Origin of the sequence: Bilifractor sp. LCP19S3_H10 (genome assembly GCF_052119185.1) — a bacterium.
Classification (GTDB): Bacteria; Bacillota; Clostridia; order Lachnospirales; family Lachnospiraceae; genus Bilifractor.
Window position 1 is genome coordinate 1 of sequence record NZ_JBQKFT010000020.1, and the last position, 17300, is coordinate 17300.

The 17300-nt window shown below is 44.9% G+C and carries 23 protein-coding genes and 3 pseudogenes; 23 read left to right on the forward strand and 3 right to left on the reverse strand.

Annotation, left to right across the window (positions count from 1 at the left end):
- The 17 genes and pseudogenes from ACTQZS_RS12755 to ACTQZS_RS12835 form a co-directional block, all read left to right on the forward strand.
- Positions 1 to 134 (forward strand): annotated as a pseudogene (locus ACTQZS_RS12755) (RNA-guided endonuclease TnpB family protein); the annotation flags it as partial.
- A gap of 432 nt (positions 135 to 566) precedes the next feature.
- The gene (locus ACTQZS_RS12760) at positions 567 to 803 is read left to right on the forward strand and encodes a hypothetical protein (protein ID WP_441476145.1); all 237 of its coding nucleotides are present in this window, start codon (positions 567 to 569) and stop codon (positions 801 to 803) included.
- Between the two features lie 189 nt (positions 804 to 992).
- Positions 993 to 1310 (forward strand): annotated as a pseudogene (yaaA, locus tag ACTQZS_RS12765) (peroxide stress protein YaaA); the annotation flags it as partial.
- Between the two features lie 7 nt (positions 1311 to 1317).
- A complete protein-coding gene (locus tag ACTQZS_RS12770; RefSeq protein WP_441101003.1) occupies positions 1318 to 1881 on the forward strand; it encodes a DUF4298 domain-containing protein in 564 nt (187 codons plus the stop codon).
- Between the two features lie 2 nt (positions 1882 to 1883).
- Entirely contained in the window at positions 1884 to 2210 is a 327-nt protein-coding gene (locus tag ACTQZS_RS12775) for a putative quinol monooxygenase (protein ID WP_441476146.1), read from the forward strand.
- A gap of 6 nt (positions 2211 to 2216) precedes the next feature.
- Positions 2217 to 2378 carry a hypothetical protein gene (locus tag ACTQZS_RS12780; RefSeq protein ID WP_441476147.1) on the forward strand — a complete coding sequence of 54 codons (162 nt, stop codon included), beginning with the start codon at positions 2217 to 2219 and terminating at the stop codon, positions 2376 to 2378.
- Positions 2379 to 2622: 244 nt separating this feature from the next.
- Entirely contained in the window at positions 2623 to 3711 is a 1089-nt protein-coding gene (locus ACTQZS_RS12785) for an acyltransferase family protein (RefSeq protein ID WP_441476148.1), read from the forward strand.
- On the forward strand, positions 3701 to 4129 hold the full coding sequence (locus ACTQZS_RS12790; RefSeq protein WP_441476149.1) for a helix-turn-helix domain-containing protein: 429 nt from the start codon (positions 3701 to 3703) through the stop codon (positions 4127 to 4129). The genes ACTQZS_RS12785 and ACTQZS_RS12790 overlap by 11 nt, the downstream gene beginning before the upstream one ends.
- Before the next feature lie 402 nt (positions 4130 to 4531).
- On the forward strand, positions 4532 to 4666 hold the full coding sequence (locus ACTQZS_RS12795; protein WP_441476150.1) for a hypothetical protein: 135 nt from the start codon (positions 4532 to 4534) through the stop codon (positions 4664 to 4666).
- Positions 4667 to 4684: 18 nt separating this feature from the next.
- Positions 4685 to 4759: pseudogene (locus tag ACTQZS_RS12800) on the forward strand (helix-turn-helix transcriptional regulator); the annotation flags it as partial.
- Positions 4760 to 4917: 158 nt separating this feature from the next.
- A complete protein-coding gene (locus tag ACTQZS_RS12805) occupies positions 4918 to 5184 on the forward strand; it encodes an autorepressor SdpR family transcription factor (RefSeq protein WP_441101005.1) in 267 nt (88 codons plus the stop codon).
- Positions 5184 to 5879: a DUF1648 domain-containing protein gene (locus tag ACTQZS_RS12810; RefSeq protein ID WP_441476151.1), complete on the forward strand. Its 696-nt coding sequence runs from the start codon at positions 5184 to 5186 to the stop codon at positions 5877 to 5879. The genes ACTQZS_RS12805 and ACTQZS_RS12810 overlap by 1 nt, the downstream gene beginning before the upstream one ends.
- A 98-nt stretch (positions 5880 to 5977) precedes the next feature.
- Positions 5978 to 6184 (forward strand): hypothetical protein, encoded by a 207-nt coding sequence (locus tag ACTQZS_RS12815; protein ID WP_441476152.1) that lies wholly within the window; start codon positions 5978 to 5980, stop codon positions 6182 to 6184.
- 190 nt (positions 6185 to 6374) lie between these two features.
- Positions 6375 to 7004, forward strand: coding sequence for an NAD(P)-dependent oxidoreductase (locus ACTQZS_RS12820; RefSeq protein WP_441476153.1), 630 nt, complete (start codon positions 6375 to 6377; stop codon positions 7002 to 7004).
- A gap of 66 nt (positions 7005 to 7070) precedes the next feature.
- Positions 7071 to 7508: an Rrf2 family transcriptional regulator gene (locus ACTQZS_RS12825; protein WP_441476154.1), complete on the forward strand. Its 438-nt coding sequence runs from the start codon at positions 7071 to 7073 to the stop codon at positions 7506 to 7508.
- 497 nt (positions 7509 to 8005) lie between these two features.
- Positions 8006 to 8521 (forward strand): pyridoxamine 5'-phosphate oxidase family protein, encoded by a 516-nt coding sequence (locus ACTQZS_RS12830; protein WP_441476155.1) that lies wholly within the window; start codon positions 8006 to 8008, stop codon positions 8519 to 8521.
- Complete coding sequence (locus ACTQZS_RS12835) at positions 8521 to 8724, forward strand: Fic family protein (RefSeq protein WP_441476156.1); 204 nt, start codon at positions 8521 to 8523, stop codon at positions 8722 to 8724. Before ACTQZS_RS12830 ends, ACTQZS_RS12835 begins: the two co-directional genes overlap by 1 nt.
- Before the next feature lie 439 nt (positions 8725 to 9163).
- Here the strand turns inward: ACTQZS_RS12835 and ACTQZS_RS12840 are convergent, their stop codons facing one another.
- A complete protein-coding gene (locus tag ACTQZS_RS12840; protein WP_441476157.1) occupies positions 9164 to 9349 on the reverse strand; it encodes a ferredoxin in 186 nt (61 codons plus the stop codon).
- 92 nt (positions 9350 to 9441) lie between these two features.
- Here ACTQZS_RS12840 and ACTQZS_RS12845 point away from each other — a divergent pair, with 92 nt between their 5' ends.
- On the forward strand, positions 9442 to 9651 hold the full coding sequence (locus tag ACTQZS_RS12845; protein WP_441476158.1) for a hypothetical protein: 210 nt from the start codon (positions 9442 to 9444) through the stop codon (positions 9649 to 9651).
- 104 nt (positions 9652 to 9755) lie between these two features.
- Here the strand turns inward: ACTQZS_RS12845 and ACTQZS_RS12850 are convergent, their stop codons facing one another.
- Complete coding sequence (locus ACTQZS_RS12850; protein WP_154573566.1) at positions 9756 to 10085, reverse strand: winged helix-turn-helix transcriptional regulator; 330 nt, start codon at positions 10083 to 10085, stop codon at positions 9756 to 9758.
- A 320-nt stretch (positions 10086 to 10405) separates the two neighbouring features.
- Between ACTQZS_RS12850 and ACTQZS_RS12855 the strand changes: the two genes are divergently transcribed.
- Together ACTQZS_RS12855 and ACTQZS_RS12860 are read left to right on the forward strand one after the other, a co-directional pair.
- Positions 10406 to 10978 (forward strand): flavin reductase family protein, encoded by a 573-nt coding sequence (locus ACTQZS_RS12855; protein ID WP_441476159.1) that lies wholly within the window; start codon positions 10406 to 10408, stop codon positions 10976 to 10978.
- Positions 10979 to 11236: 258 nt separating this feature from the next.
- Complete coding sequence (locus ACTQZS_RS12860) at positions 11237 to 11866, forward strand: flavodoxin family protein (RefSeq protein WP_441476160.1); 630 nt, start codon at positions 11237 to 11239, stop codon at positions 11864 to 11866.
- Positions 11867 to 12113: 247 nt separating this feature from the next.
- Here ACTQZS_RS12860 and ACTQZS_RS12865 read toward each other — a convergent pair whose 3' ends face one another.
- Positions 12114 to 12509, reverse strand: coding sequence for a pyridoxamine 5'-phosphate oxidase family protein (locus ACTQZS_RS12865; protein ID WP_441476161.1), 396 nt, complete (start codon positions 12507 to 12509; stop codon positions 12114 to 12116).
- Positions 12510 to 12910: 401 nt separating this feature from the next.
- On the opposite strand from ACTQZS_RS12865, the gene ACTQZS_RS12870 reads away from it, so the two are divergent.
- From ACTQZS_RS12870 to ACTQZS_RS12880, 3 genes are all read left to right on the forward strand, one after another.
- Positions 12911 to 14278, forward strand: coding sequence for a diguanylate cyclase domain-containing protein (locus tag ACTQZS_RS12870; RefSeq protein ID WP_441476162.1), 1368 nt, complete (start codon positions 12911 to 12913; stop codon positions 14276 to 14278).
- 224 nt (positions 14279 to 14502) lie between these two features.
- Positions 14503 to 15978, forward strand: coding sequence for a GGDEF domain-containing protein (locus ACTQZS_RS12875; RefSeq protein ID WP_441476163.1), 1476 nt, complete (start codon positions 14503 to 14505; stop codon positions 15976 to 15978).
- Positions 15975 to 17288 carry an ABC transporter substrate-binding protein gene (locus tag ACTQZS_RS12880; RefSeq protein ID WP_441476164.1) on the forward strand — a complete coding sequence of 438 codons (1314 nt, stop codon included), beginning with the start codon at positions 15975 to 15977 and terminating at the stop codon, positions 17286 to 17288. The genes ACTQZS_RS12875 and ACTQZS_RS12880 overlap by 4 nt, the downstream gene beginning before the upstream one ends.
- The last annotated feature ends 12 nt before the right edge of the window (positions 17289 to 17300 follow it).

A 17300-nucleotide genomic window follows, 5' to 3' on the forward strand; every position in this document is an offset into this window, starting at 1 on the left:
AGATACATTTGTTTGCTTGCAAGAACTGCGGCTATCAATCAAATGATGACCGTATTGGAGCTATGAATCTGTATCGTATGGGAATAAACTATCTTGCTGATAGTCAAGTACCTGATACAGTTGCAGCAGAGTAAACTTTGCTGCAAGGGGTGCTGTCAACCACCCCATGATGTAACGCCACTTTAGATAGCAGTATCTATTGGGGTTAAAGGTCGGAGACGTAAGTCGTTAGTACGACTGGGCAGTTACAAGCCCATGACCTTTAGGTCGAGGGTAGTTGACAAGCTATTTGAAGGAGGGCATTATGAAACTGACGAAAATATTTGAACCAATCACGATCAGCAAGACGGAGTTTATAAACCGCCTGGTGGTCTCCGCTATGGTCACGAATTACTGTAACGAAGACGGAACGCCGACTGAATAATTCATGGTTTATCATGAACACAAGGCAAAGGGCGGATATGGGATCATCATCACAGAGGATTTTGCCGTAACAAGGACTGCGGGGGCATCGAAAACACTGGCAGGTCTTTAGGAAGATAGGCAGATAGAGCCGTTACGACAGCTTGGTGGAACGGTACGACAAGGCACGAAAGCAGTTTGATGAAGCAAACCGCCAGATATCGGAAAAGAACGCAAGGTCAGAACGGATCGAGGATTTCATCGGGAAGCTGAAAGAACAGAACGGTGTGATTGAGGAATTTGATCCGTGGCTGTGGGCCTGCATGGTGGATTTCGTCACAGTAGGCCGCCGGAAGGAGATGATTTTCACCTTTCGGGACGGTACCGAGATAGAGGTATAACTGAACATAAATCAGGCGACAGATACTCCGCTCCGGCGGGGTGTTTTTGTGTTGAGTGGCAGAGTGGAATCATTTTAATCGAAATGTTATAATGTTGAAATCTGATTGATGAGAACGGTATTGTCATGAAGGCCTTCGACAAAGTAAAGGCGGCAGAGATAACCCGGCACAGATGCTAGAAGAACTGGCATGAGGATAATTATCTCCCCAGCAAAACAGATGCGGGTCGATATAGATCTGCACAGAAACCTGACGCCGGCCTTGATCGCCTATGATGGAATCCAGTATACCTACATGGCTCCGGCCGTCTTTGAGGACGGTCAGTTTGATTATGTACAGGAGCATCTGCGAATACTTTCGGGTTTTTACGGAGTAGTAAAACCAATGGACGGCGTGGTCTCGTATCGGCTTGAAATGCAGGCTAAGGCAAGAGTCGCGGGATACAGGAATCTCTATGACTTCTGGGCCGATGATTTGTACCGGGAAGTGGTAAGCCGCTGGAGATTATGGCGTTATGAGTAAGCATAAGATGGTGGACGGACGTCTGCTTCAAATGAATAAGAGTTTCGGCCAGCTTAAGCAGAAGCAGAGAGAAAAAATTGCGGAGTGGATGTTTCAGGCCTACAAGAAGCAGGTAAAAGAAGGACTTTCAGAGGAGGATGCTCTGCAGCTCGTGTTTGATCAGATCGAAGAGGCACAGATCTGGATACCGGATTATGAGATTGTAAACCGTTATCACGCGAAAAAAAGCCACTTTCGGAACCGCCTTGTCGGCGAAAACGTGCCTCAGCACGTCTACCGGATGGAAAACATCTTGGATAATGCCATTCAGAAGATGGATGCCCTGGAAAAGAAGATCGAGGAATATGAAGCATTCCAGGCGGAGATACAGAAGCTGGAAGCTTATTATACGAGCCCGCAGTGGAAAGCGGACTTCGCGGCGGATGAAGCGGGGCAGTTCCCGGACAAGCTGAAGAGAGGTGTACTCTCGGAGGACGGTATCTGGAACATGCTGGAGCGCAACCGAGAACTGCTTGAGAGGATCGGAATACGGAGAACAGATGAGGAAGGGGACTGATCATGGCTATCACAGTTAATCTGTACTATACAGGAAAAGGCAGAAGTGCACGTAAATTTGCGGAGGAGATGGAATCCTCCGGGACTGCTGCAGCGATCCGCGCAGAGGCCGGAAATCTTCGATATGAGTACTTCCTGCCAATGAATGATCCGGAAACAGTTTTGCTGATCGACAGTTGGGAGGATCAGGCAGCGATCGATTTGCATCATGCTTCACCGATGATGGGAAAGATAGCGGCACTTCGGGAGAAATATGACCTGCATATGAGAACAGAACGCTATATCGACGCCGAGGCTCCGGACACAGAAGACCAGTTTATCAGGAAGTGATGGGATATGGAAGCGAGAAAAGGATATGGAGACAGCATTCCTTCCAGTGAGCTTCTGCCGAAAGAACGGATCATGAAGTATTATATCCTTATAAACCAGAAATACGGCATAGACACGGAGGACAGTCTTCGGACATATATCCATGATATGCTTAATAAAGCATCATGATCCATAATAATTGAATCCGGTTTATAAAATCAGAGCATAAGGCTCAGAAGAGTTAAATCTTCTGGGTCTTATTTTTTTGCTTTTTCTCTGAGAGGGGTTAAAAGTGAGTTTTGTGTTGAAGGAGTTTTAGATTCGCAACCAAATTTAACATTTCACCTATGTAAATGTTCGGTTTGGTTGGTGGAACATTTCTTTGCCTTACAATTACGATAATGTTAAAAATAATTGCAAAAGTGAGGTATTTATGAGAAGATACTACTTAGACAATATCAGATGGGTAACCGTAGTTCTGGTTGTCATTTATCATGTGCTTTACATGTATAATGGCGAAGATATTCTTGGTGGCTTAGGAAAGATTACTGCTCTTGATGTGCAATATTATGACATTTTCCTGTATGCAGTTTATCCGTGGTTTATGCTTCTGCTGTTCCTTATATCAGGAATATGCTCCAGATATTATTTGGATAATCATACCGCAAAGGAATTTGCAAAAAGCAGGACAAGAAAACTGTTGATTCCTTCTACTATAGGATTATTTGTATTTCAGTTCATCCAGGGATTTGTCAGTATGTCAATTAGCGACGCTTTCGATTCTATGCAGGAAGTACCTGGTGTAATCAAGTATTTTATCATGGCGTTAAGCGGAACCGGAGTTCTTTGGTACATACAGCTGTTATGGCTGTTTTCGATGGTGCTTTTGCTCGTTAGAAAAATCGAGAAGGATAGACTGTGGGAACTGGGAGGAAAGGCTAACATCATAGCAATACTTTTAATGGCTATAGTAATATGGGGAGCGGCGCAGATTTTTAATACTCCGGTTGTTGTGGTATATAGGTTCGGATATTACGGTGTTGCATATATGCTTGGTTATTTTGTGTTCTCACATGATGAAGTAATCGAGATGCTGAAGAAGTATTTCGTATTGCTGTTTGTACTTGCCGCAGGTGTGGGAATTTCATTTTGTGCCGTGTACTTTGGTAAAAACTATGCGGATGCTCCTATTAACAAATCAGTGCTATTTACAGGATTTGGATGGCTTATGAGCATGGCGATTCTTAGCGGTGCATCAAAGTATGCTGATAAGCAAAATGCTTTTACGGCATGGATGAGAAAAAATAATTTCGGGCTATATGTATTCCATTATCTTGGGATATCAACAGTTGCTTTGCTTCTGGGAAAACCCGGGAAGATTCCGGCAACAATGGTTTATACCATCAGTCTGATTGCCGGATTTGTGGCAGCATATGCTTTGAATGCCGTGATATCAAGGATTCCTTTCTTCAGATGGGCGGTACTCGGAATTAAGAAAGAGAGAAAAAACGATGTTTCATGACAATCTGGTAACTCTTAGAAAAATGAAAAAAATGACACAGGAAGATATTGCTGAGAAAATCGGTGTTTCTCGCCAATCTGTAGCAAAGTGGGAAACCGGAGAAACTGTTCCTGACTTGTATAAGTGTAAAATTCTTGCGGAAATATTTGAAGTGTCGCTTGATGATCTTGCTAATTATGAATCGGAGGACAGCATGGGTATGGCACTTCCGCCAAAAGGGAAACATCTTTTCGGAATGGTAACTGTAGGTGATAAAGGTCAGATTGTAATCCCTGCCAAGGCAAGAAAGATATTTGAGATTTCACCCGGAGATCAGCTTGTGGTACTTGGTGATGAAAGACAAGGTCTTGCTATCATGAAATCAGAAAGTTTCTTAGCCCTTGCTGATGTTGTTAGAAATGGAAAATATGTAGAGTAATAAATGACAGGGAAATATCAACCTAAGAGGAATCGGGAGACCGGTTCCTTTTTTTGATGCCGGGCAGGCGTACAAATCAGGTCTCAGCTTTGAAGGAAGGCGGATGGAATGGCACCTTACCGATGAATGGGGATATCCGCTTGAGGAGGAAGGACTGTACAAACCGTATTTTGGAGAGCGTTGCACGAATTGCAGAATGAGGCTTATCTGCAATGGATGCAGCAGATGTGGAAAGTGCGGAAGCAATTGAGATTATATACTGAATCACGAATCGTTATCGTGCCTGCGGGCATTGGGAAAACACTTGCAGGATCAGCTTAAAGGTGAAGCAGAAAAGCTGGGGCTTGAATCGGAGCAGGACGTTAACGATCTGATGAAATCTATCAGAGATGAGGATTGAGGATGAAGGTATTTATTGACAGCAACGTCCTGTTCTCAGCCGCACTTTTTCCCGGAAGCACACCTGCAAGAGCTCTTTACAAGGCACTAAAGAACCCAATGATGCGATTGTATGCGAGATTAATATTGATGAACTGAAGAAAGTATTTAAGAGAACCAACAATAAATTTGTGCATCGCGATATGTAAAGCTTTGGACAAACCATTGGATGAGTTGTTCTGGGAAGGATAATTGAGGAATTGAGAAGTTTGGAAGAGAGTCATAGCAAATATGGCTCTTTTCTTTTTAAAAATATTTTGAAATAGCTGTTGACAGAAATATGGTTCCGGATTTATACTGACCATGAAATTTAAAAATATTTTGAAATAGATTTTGAGTGAGCGTGAGTTATGAGCGATACTAATATTTTCAAAGTGTTAGCTGACAAGCAACGCAGAGACATACTCGTAATGCTGAAAAATGGTCGGATGAATGCCGGAGAAATCGCAGAACAGCTTGGAATAACGCCAGCGGCATTGTCTTATCACCTGAAACTGCTTAAAGGTGCTGACCTGATCATGGAATATAAGCAGAAGAACTTTATCTACTACGAGATCAATACATCCGTTTTTGATGAGTTGATCCTGTGGATAGGACAATTCGGAGGTGGTAAGTGATGAAAAAGATCATGTGGATTATTTCGTTTGTTTCTTTAGCTGGTACGGCAATCGTTTTACAGTTTATGCCGGATAATGTTCCGATGCATTATGACATGGCAGGAAATATAGATCGCTGGGGCTCGAAGTATGAGAACTTGTTATTCCCGGTCATTATTCTGGCAATGTCATTATTCTGGACCTTGTTTACGAGATATTATGAGAATAAAGCTGGCAAGTCCCAGGATGAAAAAGAAATTGCTGGTGCAAAATCAAACGCAAAAGTGCTTAGTATTGTTGGTTTGTGTATGTCTGTAATGTTTACAGTGATGCAGGGCTTTATTTTATATGGTTCATATACTGAGGCTGTGTCAGGTGCTGAAAAGCAATATGTTGATATTGGAAGAGTTGCATGCATTTTAATGGGCTTGGGATTTCTTATACTAGGCAATTTCATGACAAAAACACGCATTAATGGTACGGTTGGGGTGAGAGTGAGCTGGAGCATGTATAATGACAACACGTGGAGAAAAACGAATTTCTTTGGAGCCGTAACATTGATGTTTGAAGGAGTGTTTGCAATAGTAGCGGCTATTATTATGAGAAGCTCATTTGCTGCAGTGATGGCTACACTTGTGGTTGGAATAATAATTACGATTGCAACATTGATATATGCGCATAAAATTTACAAAGAGGAAATTGCCGCTGACAGATAAGTAAATACAAGCACTATAAATATCCGAGAGTCGTGTAACAGCGGCTCTCTTTTCATGTCCGGAGGGAGGTGGTCATTTGTAGGCAGGGTGATTTGCGGGTGCTGTGGAAGGATCATGCGGCACACAGCATTGCGCCGGAGGAACGTGAGCCGTGGCACTCCAGAGGCGTGCTTAAGATCAGCGCGAAGAACTTCTACATCTACTATCGCCCGGATGAAGTATCCGGAAGGGTCTATGTCCTGAATGTGATTTATGCAAAGCGTGATCAGCTTAAGGTCTTAAATAAAATGAATCTCTATGACTGACAAAAGGCAGCTCTCCATTCGAGGGCTGCTTTTTAATAGGCAGAAAAAACACGTGGACAAGTCTCTTATGCAGCGAAAAAATCCGCAAAAACATGTAACATAACTATTGACATGTTGAGCCCGTGCTGCTATGATAAACATGTAATTACAGATGTTACATGTTAGAATCAAATTTAAGGAGGATTCTATTATGAAGATTGCAGTTGTAGCAGCAAACGGAAAAGCCGGTAAGCTGATTGTCGAAGAAGCTGTGCGTCGTGGTATGGATGTTACAGCTATCGTAAGGGGAGAAAATAAGACTGTAGCGCCCAAGAACATTACAAAGGATCTTTTTGATCTTACCAGCGAAGATCTAAAAGGGTTTGAAGTTGTTGTGGATGCTTTTGGCAACTGGACGCCCGACGCCATTCACCTCATCCCGGAGGCTACCGTTCATATGGCTAAAGTGCTTTCCGGCAGCGATGCACGCCTGCTGGTTGTAGGTGGAGCAGGAAGCCTTTATGTTAATCCTGAGCATACCAAGACAGTTGTTGATGTGACACCATTCCCAGAAGCAGCTATGCCCGTTGTAAATGGTCATGGAAAAGCACTTGAGGAGCTTCGTAAGTTTGAAGATGTGAACTGGACTTATGTGAGTCCTGCCGGAGATTTTCAGGCTGATGGCGAAAGAACCGGAAAGTACATTCTGGGCGGTGAGGAACTGGTTCTCAACAGCAAGGGCGAAAGCGTGATCTCCTATGCCGATTATGCGGTTGCTATGGTCGATGAGATCGAATCCGGCACGCACATAAAAGAAAGAATCAGCGTTGTAAGTGAATAACGATTCTTGTTACCTGCATTGACTTTTCTCCTGTAATTTTATATATTACAAGATGGAGGCGATGCTATGCAAATCTCAAGTAAGTTCACAATAGGAGTCCATCTTCTTGCGGTTATAGATTATCTGGGCGAAGATGAAAAAGTGACCAGCAATATTCTGGCGAGCAGCATAGGTGTAAATCCCGTCATCGTCAGAAACGTCATGGGAAACCTCAAAGAAGAAGGACTTATAAGCATCAGTCAGGGCAAAAGCGGGATATCTTTAACAAAAACTCCTGATCAGATCACCTTCTATGATGTTTACAAGGCTGTAGACAGCGTAAAAGATGAAGGACTGTTTCACTTTCATGAGAATCCGAATCCGGAATGTCCGATAGGCAGAAATATTCATAAGGCGATGGATTCAAAATTGAAAAGAGTCCAGCGGTGCATGGAAGATGAAATGAGAAAGATTACCCTTGCCGATGTGATGACGGATATTCAAAATGAACTAAAGAATGAATAGTAAAAATGTTTCTAAGCCATCATGGTTTAGAGACATTTTTGCGTATGCGGGATTATGCCCCGATATCAATCGGGAGCCCGGGTTTGAGATGGTTGTCGAGTTTCAGTCATGGCTTCCTGTGAAATGGAACTTATAGAATGTAGCATTCAATCACAACTTGTAAAAGTGGTATTATGGGAAATTGCACAATATATAATGACAACGTATTGATAGTACACGAGTAAACGCATATTATATAGACAGAATAGAGATGAATATTATGCCGACTGCGAATTTGAATATCAGAACCGAGAAAGAAACGAGATAAAACACGCTGCGCGAGTTTTATCTCGCTATCGCGACGCTCGCCGCACACGAATACTTCGCATTCGGCTGCGGCTCACTGTTCGCGTAAATAAAAGACCAGGCCGACAGGATTTTTTCCAAGCTGGATCTGAACATGACCGCGGCGATCAATATGTTTCTCAGAACAACGATCAGGGAAAGAGGAAGAATAAATGACTGACGAACAGTACGCACAGGCTGAGTCCTTCTGGACTCGAAAAGATGAAACCGAAAAGAAGCTGGATGATGATGCTCTGTATAGCTGGATAGACGAGTTCTTATCATCCCATAAGGTTCTTGCCCTGGCAACTGCCACGAAGGGTTTTATTCGCTGCACGCCGCTTGAGTACAGTTGGTATGCGGGAGCACTTTGGATCTTCACCGAAGGCGGGCTGAAGTTCAAAGCCTTGAAGGAGAATAAGCATATTGCGGCAGCGGTCTTCGAGACGAGTGCTTCCTTTGGCGGACTTAGGTCACTGCAGATCGAAGGAACAGTGGAGTTAGTCGAGCCGTTCTCTGATGAATATAAGAATGTCGCGGAGTTCAGAAAGATACCGCTGCAAGCATTGAAGAAACTTAAAGAGCCTATGTGGCTTTTGAAGATCATACCGATAGAGATCACCTGCCTGAATTCAGATTTCAAGAAAGATGAATTTGGCAGCAGGCAGATATGGAAGAGGTGTAATTAATGAATGAGTATAAACCGCCATTTCACATGACGGATAAGATAACCAATCTTGTGGGAGATACCAGCGAGCAGATCGGCAGGATCAAAGTGCTATCGCATGGCGATCTGAATCCGGCATTAACACAAGGAGTTATCGAAATGACAATTCCCGACAAACCTAACAGCCGAAATCAGAGGTACAGGAGAAAGCAACTTGATCGGTGACCGACCAAATTAACGGTATACTGGGTTGAGACCTTGATCATAAACCGATCGAGCAGAAGAGAGCAGGTCGAGACGGTGGCCTATTTCCTGCATTCCGGTTTGTCGAACTGAAAACTTTATAGCTGATGAAACATATCAGTCTTTCACATCCAGTGAGAGGCTGATTTTTTATGCTCAAGGACAGGAGGTAAACGTATATGAATAAGGCATTAAGAATCGGCAGCCGCAGGATCCGAAAACTGCACCGCAGGAGCAAGCCCTGCGGTGCGTACATAGAAACGCCCTGCAAGTTTGTGGCTTGCAGGGCAAAAAATGTGTGTTTCCCGGAAATTTTATAGTCTTTCCAAGAGAAAAGATTGTGAAAAATCTTATCCAAGTATCGTCTTCAGATCCTCTTCCGGCGTGGTGATGGGGGCAATGTTGTAATGCTCCACCAGATTTATACTTCTTCGATGGCACCCACGGGGCAACCATCCTTGGCTTCCGCCGCGCACTTAAGCGCTTCTTCCGGGACTTCGGTTTGGATGGCGACGGCAACGCCTTCGTCGCCTATGGAGAACACTTCCGGGCAAGTACTAGCGCACAGGCCGCAGCCGATGCATCCGTCATTTACAGTATACTTCATTGTTTGATCCTCCCTGTTCTTGATTTTCTGCTCTGATTATACTAAAATCGAGACAACGCGTATGTTGTTGCAACAACGTAATGATGATTATTATGAATACTTTTTTTCTGACGAACACGCCGCTGTTTCATGGTATTAGCGAGAACGAACTTTCGGAACTACTTAGCTGCCTGGGCGCGAAAGAGCGCAAATTTAAAAAAGATGAAATAGTTTTCCGGGCGGGATCCTCTATCAGCGAGATTGGGCTTGTGGAATCCGGCAGCGTGAATATCGTCGTCAGTTTTTATTTACGCGAACAGTGAGCCGCAGCCGAATACTTCGCATTCGGCTGCGGCTCACTGTTCGCGTAAAAAAAGCCTGCGGGCATTCCAAAGAATACTCGCAGGCATGCAGATTGGATATTCAATTATTTTCGGTTTTCATTTCCCCAGTCACAGAGCTTGTCAAGCACTTTTACAAGGGAATGACCGCGCTCTGTCAAGGAGTATTCGACTTTGGGAGGAATCTGCGGATAGACATTGCGGATGATGAGATCGTCGGCTTCGAGTTCCTTTAGATTCTGGCTTAAAGTCTTATCAGCGACCTTCTTCAAATATCGCTGCATTTCATTGAAGCGGACTGGCTCATATTCCATCAAACAGTAAAGAATGATGGGCTTATACTTTCCTGCTATAAGAGAAAGGGTATAACTGTACCCGGTTGTCTCAAAATCTGCATCTGCTATGTCGTTTTTCATAAAAGCTTACCTCGAAGTAAGTACCTTACTTATATGTAGGTACTTGAAAATAATTTATGTACTTGTATTATATACATTGTCTTGCCGAAGAAGTCAAGAACGATGCAGGAGGTGCGCTATGGCGATGCAGGTGGTGCGCTGGATTTGAGGAAAGCGTGCATTGGTATGATCACCTTGAAAAGCATATCGGATGGAGGAGCCTCGGAAAAATTCTCTGTGGATATGTAACCCAGCCTGGTGACACAGATGGCAAAAAAGAACTTCAAGAGGCGTATGCCTTTGGTAACTTAATTCAATAACATGAAAGGTGGACAATCATAATGAAGAAAAATCTTGGTGTAGTACAGGCAGTGTATCCGATGCCGGTTTTGATGGTAGCGGCATACGACGAGAATGGAAAAGTGAACGTCATGAACGCAGCATGGGGTATGATCTGCAATGAGGACAGAATTGCTCTGTTTATTGATGAGGAGCACAAGACCACGCAGAATCTTCTGAAGACAAAGGCTTTCACTGTAGCACTTGCCGATAAGGAGCACATGGATGTTGCTGACTTCTTTGGAATTGCTACAGGCAATAAAATGAACGATAAGTTTGAACGCACCGGTTATACAGCAGTAAAGAGCAAATTCGTTAATGCCCCCATTATTGATGAATTCCCCGTTGTTATGGAATGTGAACTGGCAGAGGTGAGCGAAACCGAGAGCTTCTACTGTATCGTTGGAAAGATCATCAATACGGCTGCCGAGGAAAGAGTGTTATCTGAGAATGGAAATGTTGATCCGTCTAAGCTACAGGCACTTATTTTTGACCAATTCCAGCACGGCTATTATGTTTCCGGAGAACAGGTCGGAAAGGCGTGGAATGCCGGAGCGAGCTTAATGAAAAAATAAGCAAAAGCAAAACGAGATAAAACACGCTGCGCGAGTTTTATCTCGCTATCGCGACGCTCGCCGCACACGAATACTTCGCATTCGGCTGCGGCTCACTGTTCGCGTAAATAAAATGTCGTGTGCGCTGCCATCAGTAAAGATGTTAATGCACCCGTATTCAATTTCACTCTTTGCGGATGAAATTCTTTAAGTACAAAAGACTTTTTGATGCTGGTGCAATCACTCGGAAAGAATATGAAGCTGAGGAGGAAAACAACGATGAAGGTACTAATTGTAAATGCATCACCCAGACTTAAGGGCAACACAACGATAGCTCTTGGCGAGATGGTTAATGTGTTTGAGAAGGAAGGTGTGGAGGTGGAAGTCCTGAACATCGGGAATCAGGATATTAGAGGCTGTATAGCCTGCAACTCCTGCGGAACCAAGGGCAAGTGCGTCTTCGATGATGTGGTCAATCAGGCTGCACCGAAGTTCGAGGCGGCTGATGGGCTTGTGGTAGCAAGCCCGGTGTATTATGCGTCTGCAAATGCAACCTTGATAGCATTCTTAGACAGACTTTTCTACAGTACACACTTTGACAAGACGATGAAGGTAGGTGCTTCGGTCGTTGTGGCGAGACGAGGAGGCCTATCTGCTACGTTTGATGAGTTGAATAAGTACTTCACTATATCGGGTATGCCTGTGGCTTCCAGTGAATACTGGAACAGTATACACGGCATGGAGAAGGGTGAGGCTGCCTATGATAAGGAGGGACTTTACAATATGCGAGTTCTTGCCAGGAACATGACATTTTTGATGAAGAGTATAGCGCTTGGCAAGGCAGAGTATGGCATGCCTGAAAAGGAAGAACACGCATGGACAAACTTCATTAGAGATGACTTGAAATAAGTGATGAATGTATAAGCGTTACTTATTAAACATTTGGAAACGCCTAAAGGCACCGAAGGAAAGAGGCGCATTCTTCGGCCGCTTTTTGAATCTCTATGACAGACAAAGGGCAGCTCTCCATTCGAGAGCTGCCCTTTATCTGGTGGGCCCGGTTGGCGCACGTTACTAATCGGTGAACGTCCGGAGCCCACTCTGCAGTGGGAAGGATATAGCCGGAGGCAAGGACGCCCATCCTTGCTGGCTCTTCTTACAGTGAATACTCTACAGGATTTTTAGTGAAGGAATAAACCGTACCCTTACCGTTTACGAACCTGAAAACGGTCATCAGGTTGTCATCCACGGTATACATCTTGCTGAGGGAAGCATTGTTGGCGTCCATCATAGCCACACGAGCCTCGCGCCGGGTATCTTCCTCGACCTGGCCGCTGACACGGATCCACGTGCCTTTATACATGCCGGAGATTGCCACATTGGGGTTGGCCTTCATCTGTTTATAGACTTCCTTCTTGTTGTTGGTTACAATGTACAGCTTACCCTCGAACACACATACAGCGCCAAAGGGACGCATTTGTGGTTTATCACCTTCCTCAGTAGCCAGATAGAAAGTGCCGCAGTTCTTCAGATACTCGTAAATTTCCTTCATAATAAACTTTCCTGCCTGAAATTCACGTCATACAATCAGTACGAATCCTTGGTTAGTCTTTAATTAGATGTCTCATGGAGCAAAATGTCCGGATTGATCATCATGGCTCCAATAGGATGGTTGATCACGGGATTGATTTTTGGAAAAAAGTGTTTGTAGACTCCTGTATTGTGCTAATATATAAATATATCCAACAGAAATTGACACCACGGCACGTATGGATGCATGCATGAATCCAAGAATCCATGAATCCAAGAATCCAAGAATCCATGAATCCATGCATCCATGTATCCATATGTTCTTACATCCATGCATCCATGCGTATTGCAAATGTCAGGTTTCTGTTGTTCTATACAGGAGGAGTATAGGCACATCGAGAAGCATGTGTCTGATCGCAGCAAATGAGAGAAAACATAACCACGAATATCCCGCTTTTGGATCTTGATCAGGACATACCGGTACCCTTTGCGGTATTCACTCTGATCTATGACACCGCCGCCACTGTGGTAAATACGAGATATCTGTATGTCAATGATGCCTACTGCCGTATGGCAGGCTTTCAAAGGGAGAACCTGATCGGCCGGAACTTTCTGGACATCTATCCTGAGGGAGTCTCGTGGATGCCGTATTGTCAGGAGGCAAGGGAGAAGAAACTGCCGGTTCATGCCTGTGTGTACTCTAAGGAGATAGGTCGCTGGCTGGACTTTACCGTGGGCCCCGCCACGACAGAGAATGCCGTCGCCTTTATCTTCACTGATGTCGATGAGAGCGTGCGAAAGACCAGGAGGGTGACGAAAACCGACAGCATCATCCTGCGCATTTCCAAGCTTCTGAACAATGAAGAAGACTTTGAGGCAGGCATGAATCACGCACTGGAGGATCTGAGCCGGTACATTCACCCGGACCGGCTGTATGTTCTGGAGACGGATGGAATTACCGCAAGCAATACCTTTGAATGGTGTGCTCCGGGCGTGGAGCCGGAGATGGATACTCTTCAGAATCTGGACTATGACGGATATCTGAGCGGATGGGAGAAATATCTGGAGAAAAGCGATAGTGTCATCATCGCGGACATCGAGGAACTCAGGGCGGATGATCCCATTGACTATGAAAACCTCAGGCGTCAGGGAATCCGATGCCTTGCGGCTGCGCCGTTTTACAACAGAGGAAAGCTCATTGGATATCTCGGCGCGGACAACTATGAGAAGAGTGATCTGATCAATACGCAGCTCGTTCTGAATTCGATCTCGTATTTTATCGGTGCCAAGATCGTCAATCACCGGCTGATGGAGGATCTGAACCGGCTCAGCCACATGGATACCCTGACAAATGTCTTCAACCGCAACGCGATGATTGCCAGGATGAATGCGCTGGCAGAGCAGAACATTCCGATCGGTCTTGTGTATGCAGATGTCAATGGCCTTAAAATCATCAACGATGAGCAGGGGCATGAAGCCGGCGATCAGGCATTGCAGAGCGCCGCGGATCTTCTTGGGGAAAATTTTGGAAGAAGGCATGTCTACCGCGCAGGCGGCGATGAATTCGTTGTCATTCTTCCCGGAATCCGGGAAGACGTATTTACGGAGAAGATAGAAAAGCTGACGGCCGGATACTGCCAGACGATGCCGCATCTGCTCTCCATTGGCAGCTTTTGGTGCCCGGACAGCAGCAGAATCGAGGAAGCCCTCCGCGTTGCGGACCACCACATGTATGAGGAGAAGAAGCAGTATTACGAGCAGCAGGAATTTGACAGGAGAAATCCATATTGAAGAAGAGTGCAGCCGGGGCATACACGCGTTGTGTAATGCTCCCCTGAATGGCGGCGATTGGTCGGTGAATATGTCGCCGGGGTATACACACGTTGTGTGTAATGCTCCGGCTGAATTTGCATAAATTGACACCCGTCATTTTCAGTGATAATATATTTTATTATTTTTTGATATTCAGCATACCTATCAGCATACACACTTTTGAACTTAACAGTTTTGTAGAAATGGGTAATGAATTTAAGAAAACACAACTTCGTACCATTATTCTTTTTTCAACGCTGATCCTGGGGATCTCGTTGTATATTGTTCTGCTTCTTACAGGAAGATCAAATATTTTCATGCGGGAGAATGCTGCCAGTCTGATCAGCGCCAGCAACCGCCAGATGGAACTGAACATAGATTCCTATCTGACCAAGGTTGAGAAGGCTTCCGCGCTTCTTTTTTCCAACAGTACCAATTATACCTATAACCCCACGGATAAAAACGCGGATCCGTATACGCAGCTTCAAATTTCCAATGAAATCAATGACAATATCACAGATCTGAGCCTTCTGGACAATTATGCCGATTTTGCTATCATCTACAGTGATGATGAAGTCATCGGGTCACTGTCGAAGGTCACGAAGAATATGTACGCTGACGGCGGAATGTATGAGGCCTTCAGTAATATCCTGAAGCAGAATGATGAGCACAGTACCTGGTATTTCGGATTGAACGATGACATCGAACACATCTACTACTTCGAACGTTTCAATAAGTACAGTGTCATCCTGATTTCTTTCTACTCCCGTGAACTGAAGAATGTGTTTCAGATTCCTGAACAGCTGAATGGTATGAATGTGTCTCTGGTAAACGACGATAACCGGATCCTCTATTCGAATGATAGTGACGAAATCGGTTTAGAACTTCCGACATCCACTGTGTCGTACCTCGGCAGCCTCAGAAACGGCAGCGTGATGGCGGACAAGGCGCTGATCACCAGCGATGAATGCAGCAATGGATGGCGTGTGATCTGCACGGTGCCCGTGCGCCTGATCGTACAGGACAACAACCGTTTCATGGAGACCACCATGCTTGTCATTCTTGCCGTTGTTGGGCTGATCCTGATCTTCGGTATAATAGAAACAAGTCGGATCAATGTCACAGCGAATCATTATGTTGATTCGCTGCAGGAAGAAGCCCACCATGATCGAATGACCGGTCTGTACAACAACGAGGAATTTCACAGAATGGCAAACCGCTTTATTCAGGAAATGTCCGCAGACAAAATGATGAGTTTTACCATCTTCGATTTGGATAATTTCAAATCGATCAACGATCAGCACGGCCATCTGGAAGGAGATAATGTCCTTCGCCGCTTTTCCGGCCTTCTGTCGGAAACCTACGGATCCGAGTTTATACTCGGCAGACTCGGCGGCGATGAGTTCGGAGTTTTCGGCTGCATGGATATCGTGGATGAGGAAAGTGCCCGGGAAGAACTCAGAAGATATACCGATGCTTTGCGGTCTCGCTTCCAGGAGAGTCTAGGCAGGGATTATGCCGCCGACGGTCTTTCATTCTGCAGCGGTACCTCTATCGTGCTCAGCGACGATCAGGATTTCGAAAGGGTTTTCAGCAGGGCTGACACGCTCCTCTACACGGGAAAGAAGAACGGAAAAGGTCAGGATTATTTCGAAGACAAGGGAAGTGACACGATATGATGAAATTTGCGAAAAAGCATAACGCATTCCGTTTTATCATCGGGATTCTCCTTCTCCTGTTTTTCTTTGGCTTCAGCTATTATTATATCGTATATAAACCGGAGAGCCATACCGTCATAAAAAACATGAAAAAAAACACCGCCATCACCTTCGGCTGGTGGGGAAACGACGACAGGCATCTGTATACGCTGAAAGGTATCGATGTATTTCAGGAAAAATACCCGCAGATCGAGGTCAACTGCTCCTATAATGTCTGGAATGGGTATGAGAGACGAAATCGAATTTACATGCTCTCGGGCAAAGCGCCTGACGTGATGCAGATCAATTATAACTGGATCCGTGAGTACTCCGCTGACGGCTCCGGCTATTATGATCTGAATGCTCTCTCGGATTACATTGATCTCGACAACTACAGCAAAAAAGATCTGAGCTATGGCACATCGAACGGCGTACTGAACGCAATCCCGATCGCCTATAACGCTGTGGTCTTTTACTACAATCCGGACATTCTCAATAAATACGGATTGAAAGCTCCTGAGACCTGGGATGATCTGTTTCATGCAGCGTCCATTATGAGCAAGGACGGCTGCTATCCCCTTCACCTGAGCGATAAGCACCTATTTCTTTCTGTGATTGTGCGCTATGAGCAGACAACCGGGAAGACTCTTTTTGACCAGGACGGAAAATATACCGGAGGAACCGATGATGCGAGTAAGCTGTTGGATTTTTACAAGGATCTCTATGACAATCAGGTGATCTGCCTGAATGGTAAGAGCACAGACACGGATTTCAGCAACGGAACCTGTGCGGGCGTTGGCATCTGGGCGAGTGACGCAGACAATTACTGCAGTCAGCTGCAGGACAAAGGAATATCACCTGTGATGGCCAATCCACCCATTACCTCTGCAAATGAGGCACTTTACGGATGGTACGTGAAACCAGCCACGATGTATGCCATCAGCAAAAACACAAAGCATCCCAGGCAATCTGCTGAACTTCTGAACTTTCTGGTCAATGATAAAGATATGGTTCTGCTGCAGGGAACCGAGAAGGGAATTCCGGTCAGTGAAAAAGCGCGAAGTATCCTGCGTGAAAACGGGTCTCTGAATGATTATGACGCCGAGGCCGGAAATTATGTCTTGCGCAATCTGAATCGCTTCGAGACGATGGGACCGTCGAATGAAAATATGGATATCATAGATGCCTTCAATGACGAAGCCGCGAAATATGTGTACGGCGTCGCGGATCTGAACACCTGCTCAAAGGAACTTATTGATCAATGGAAGACCATACTTGATAGTGAAGACTGATGCGGCTGTTTT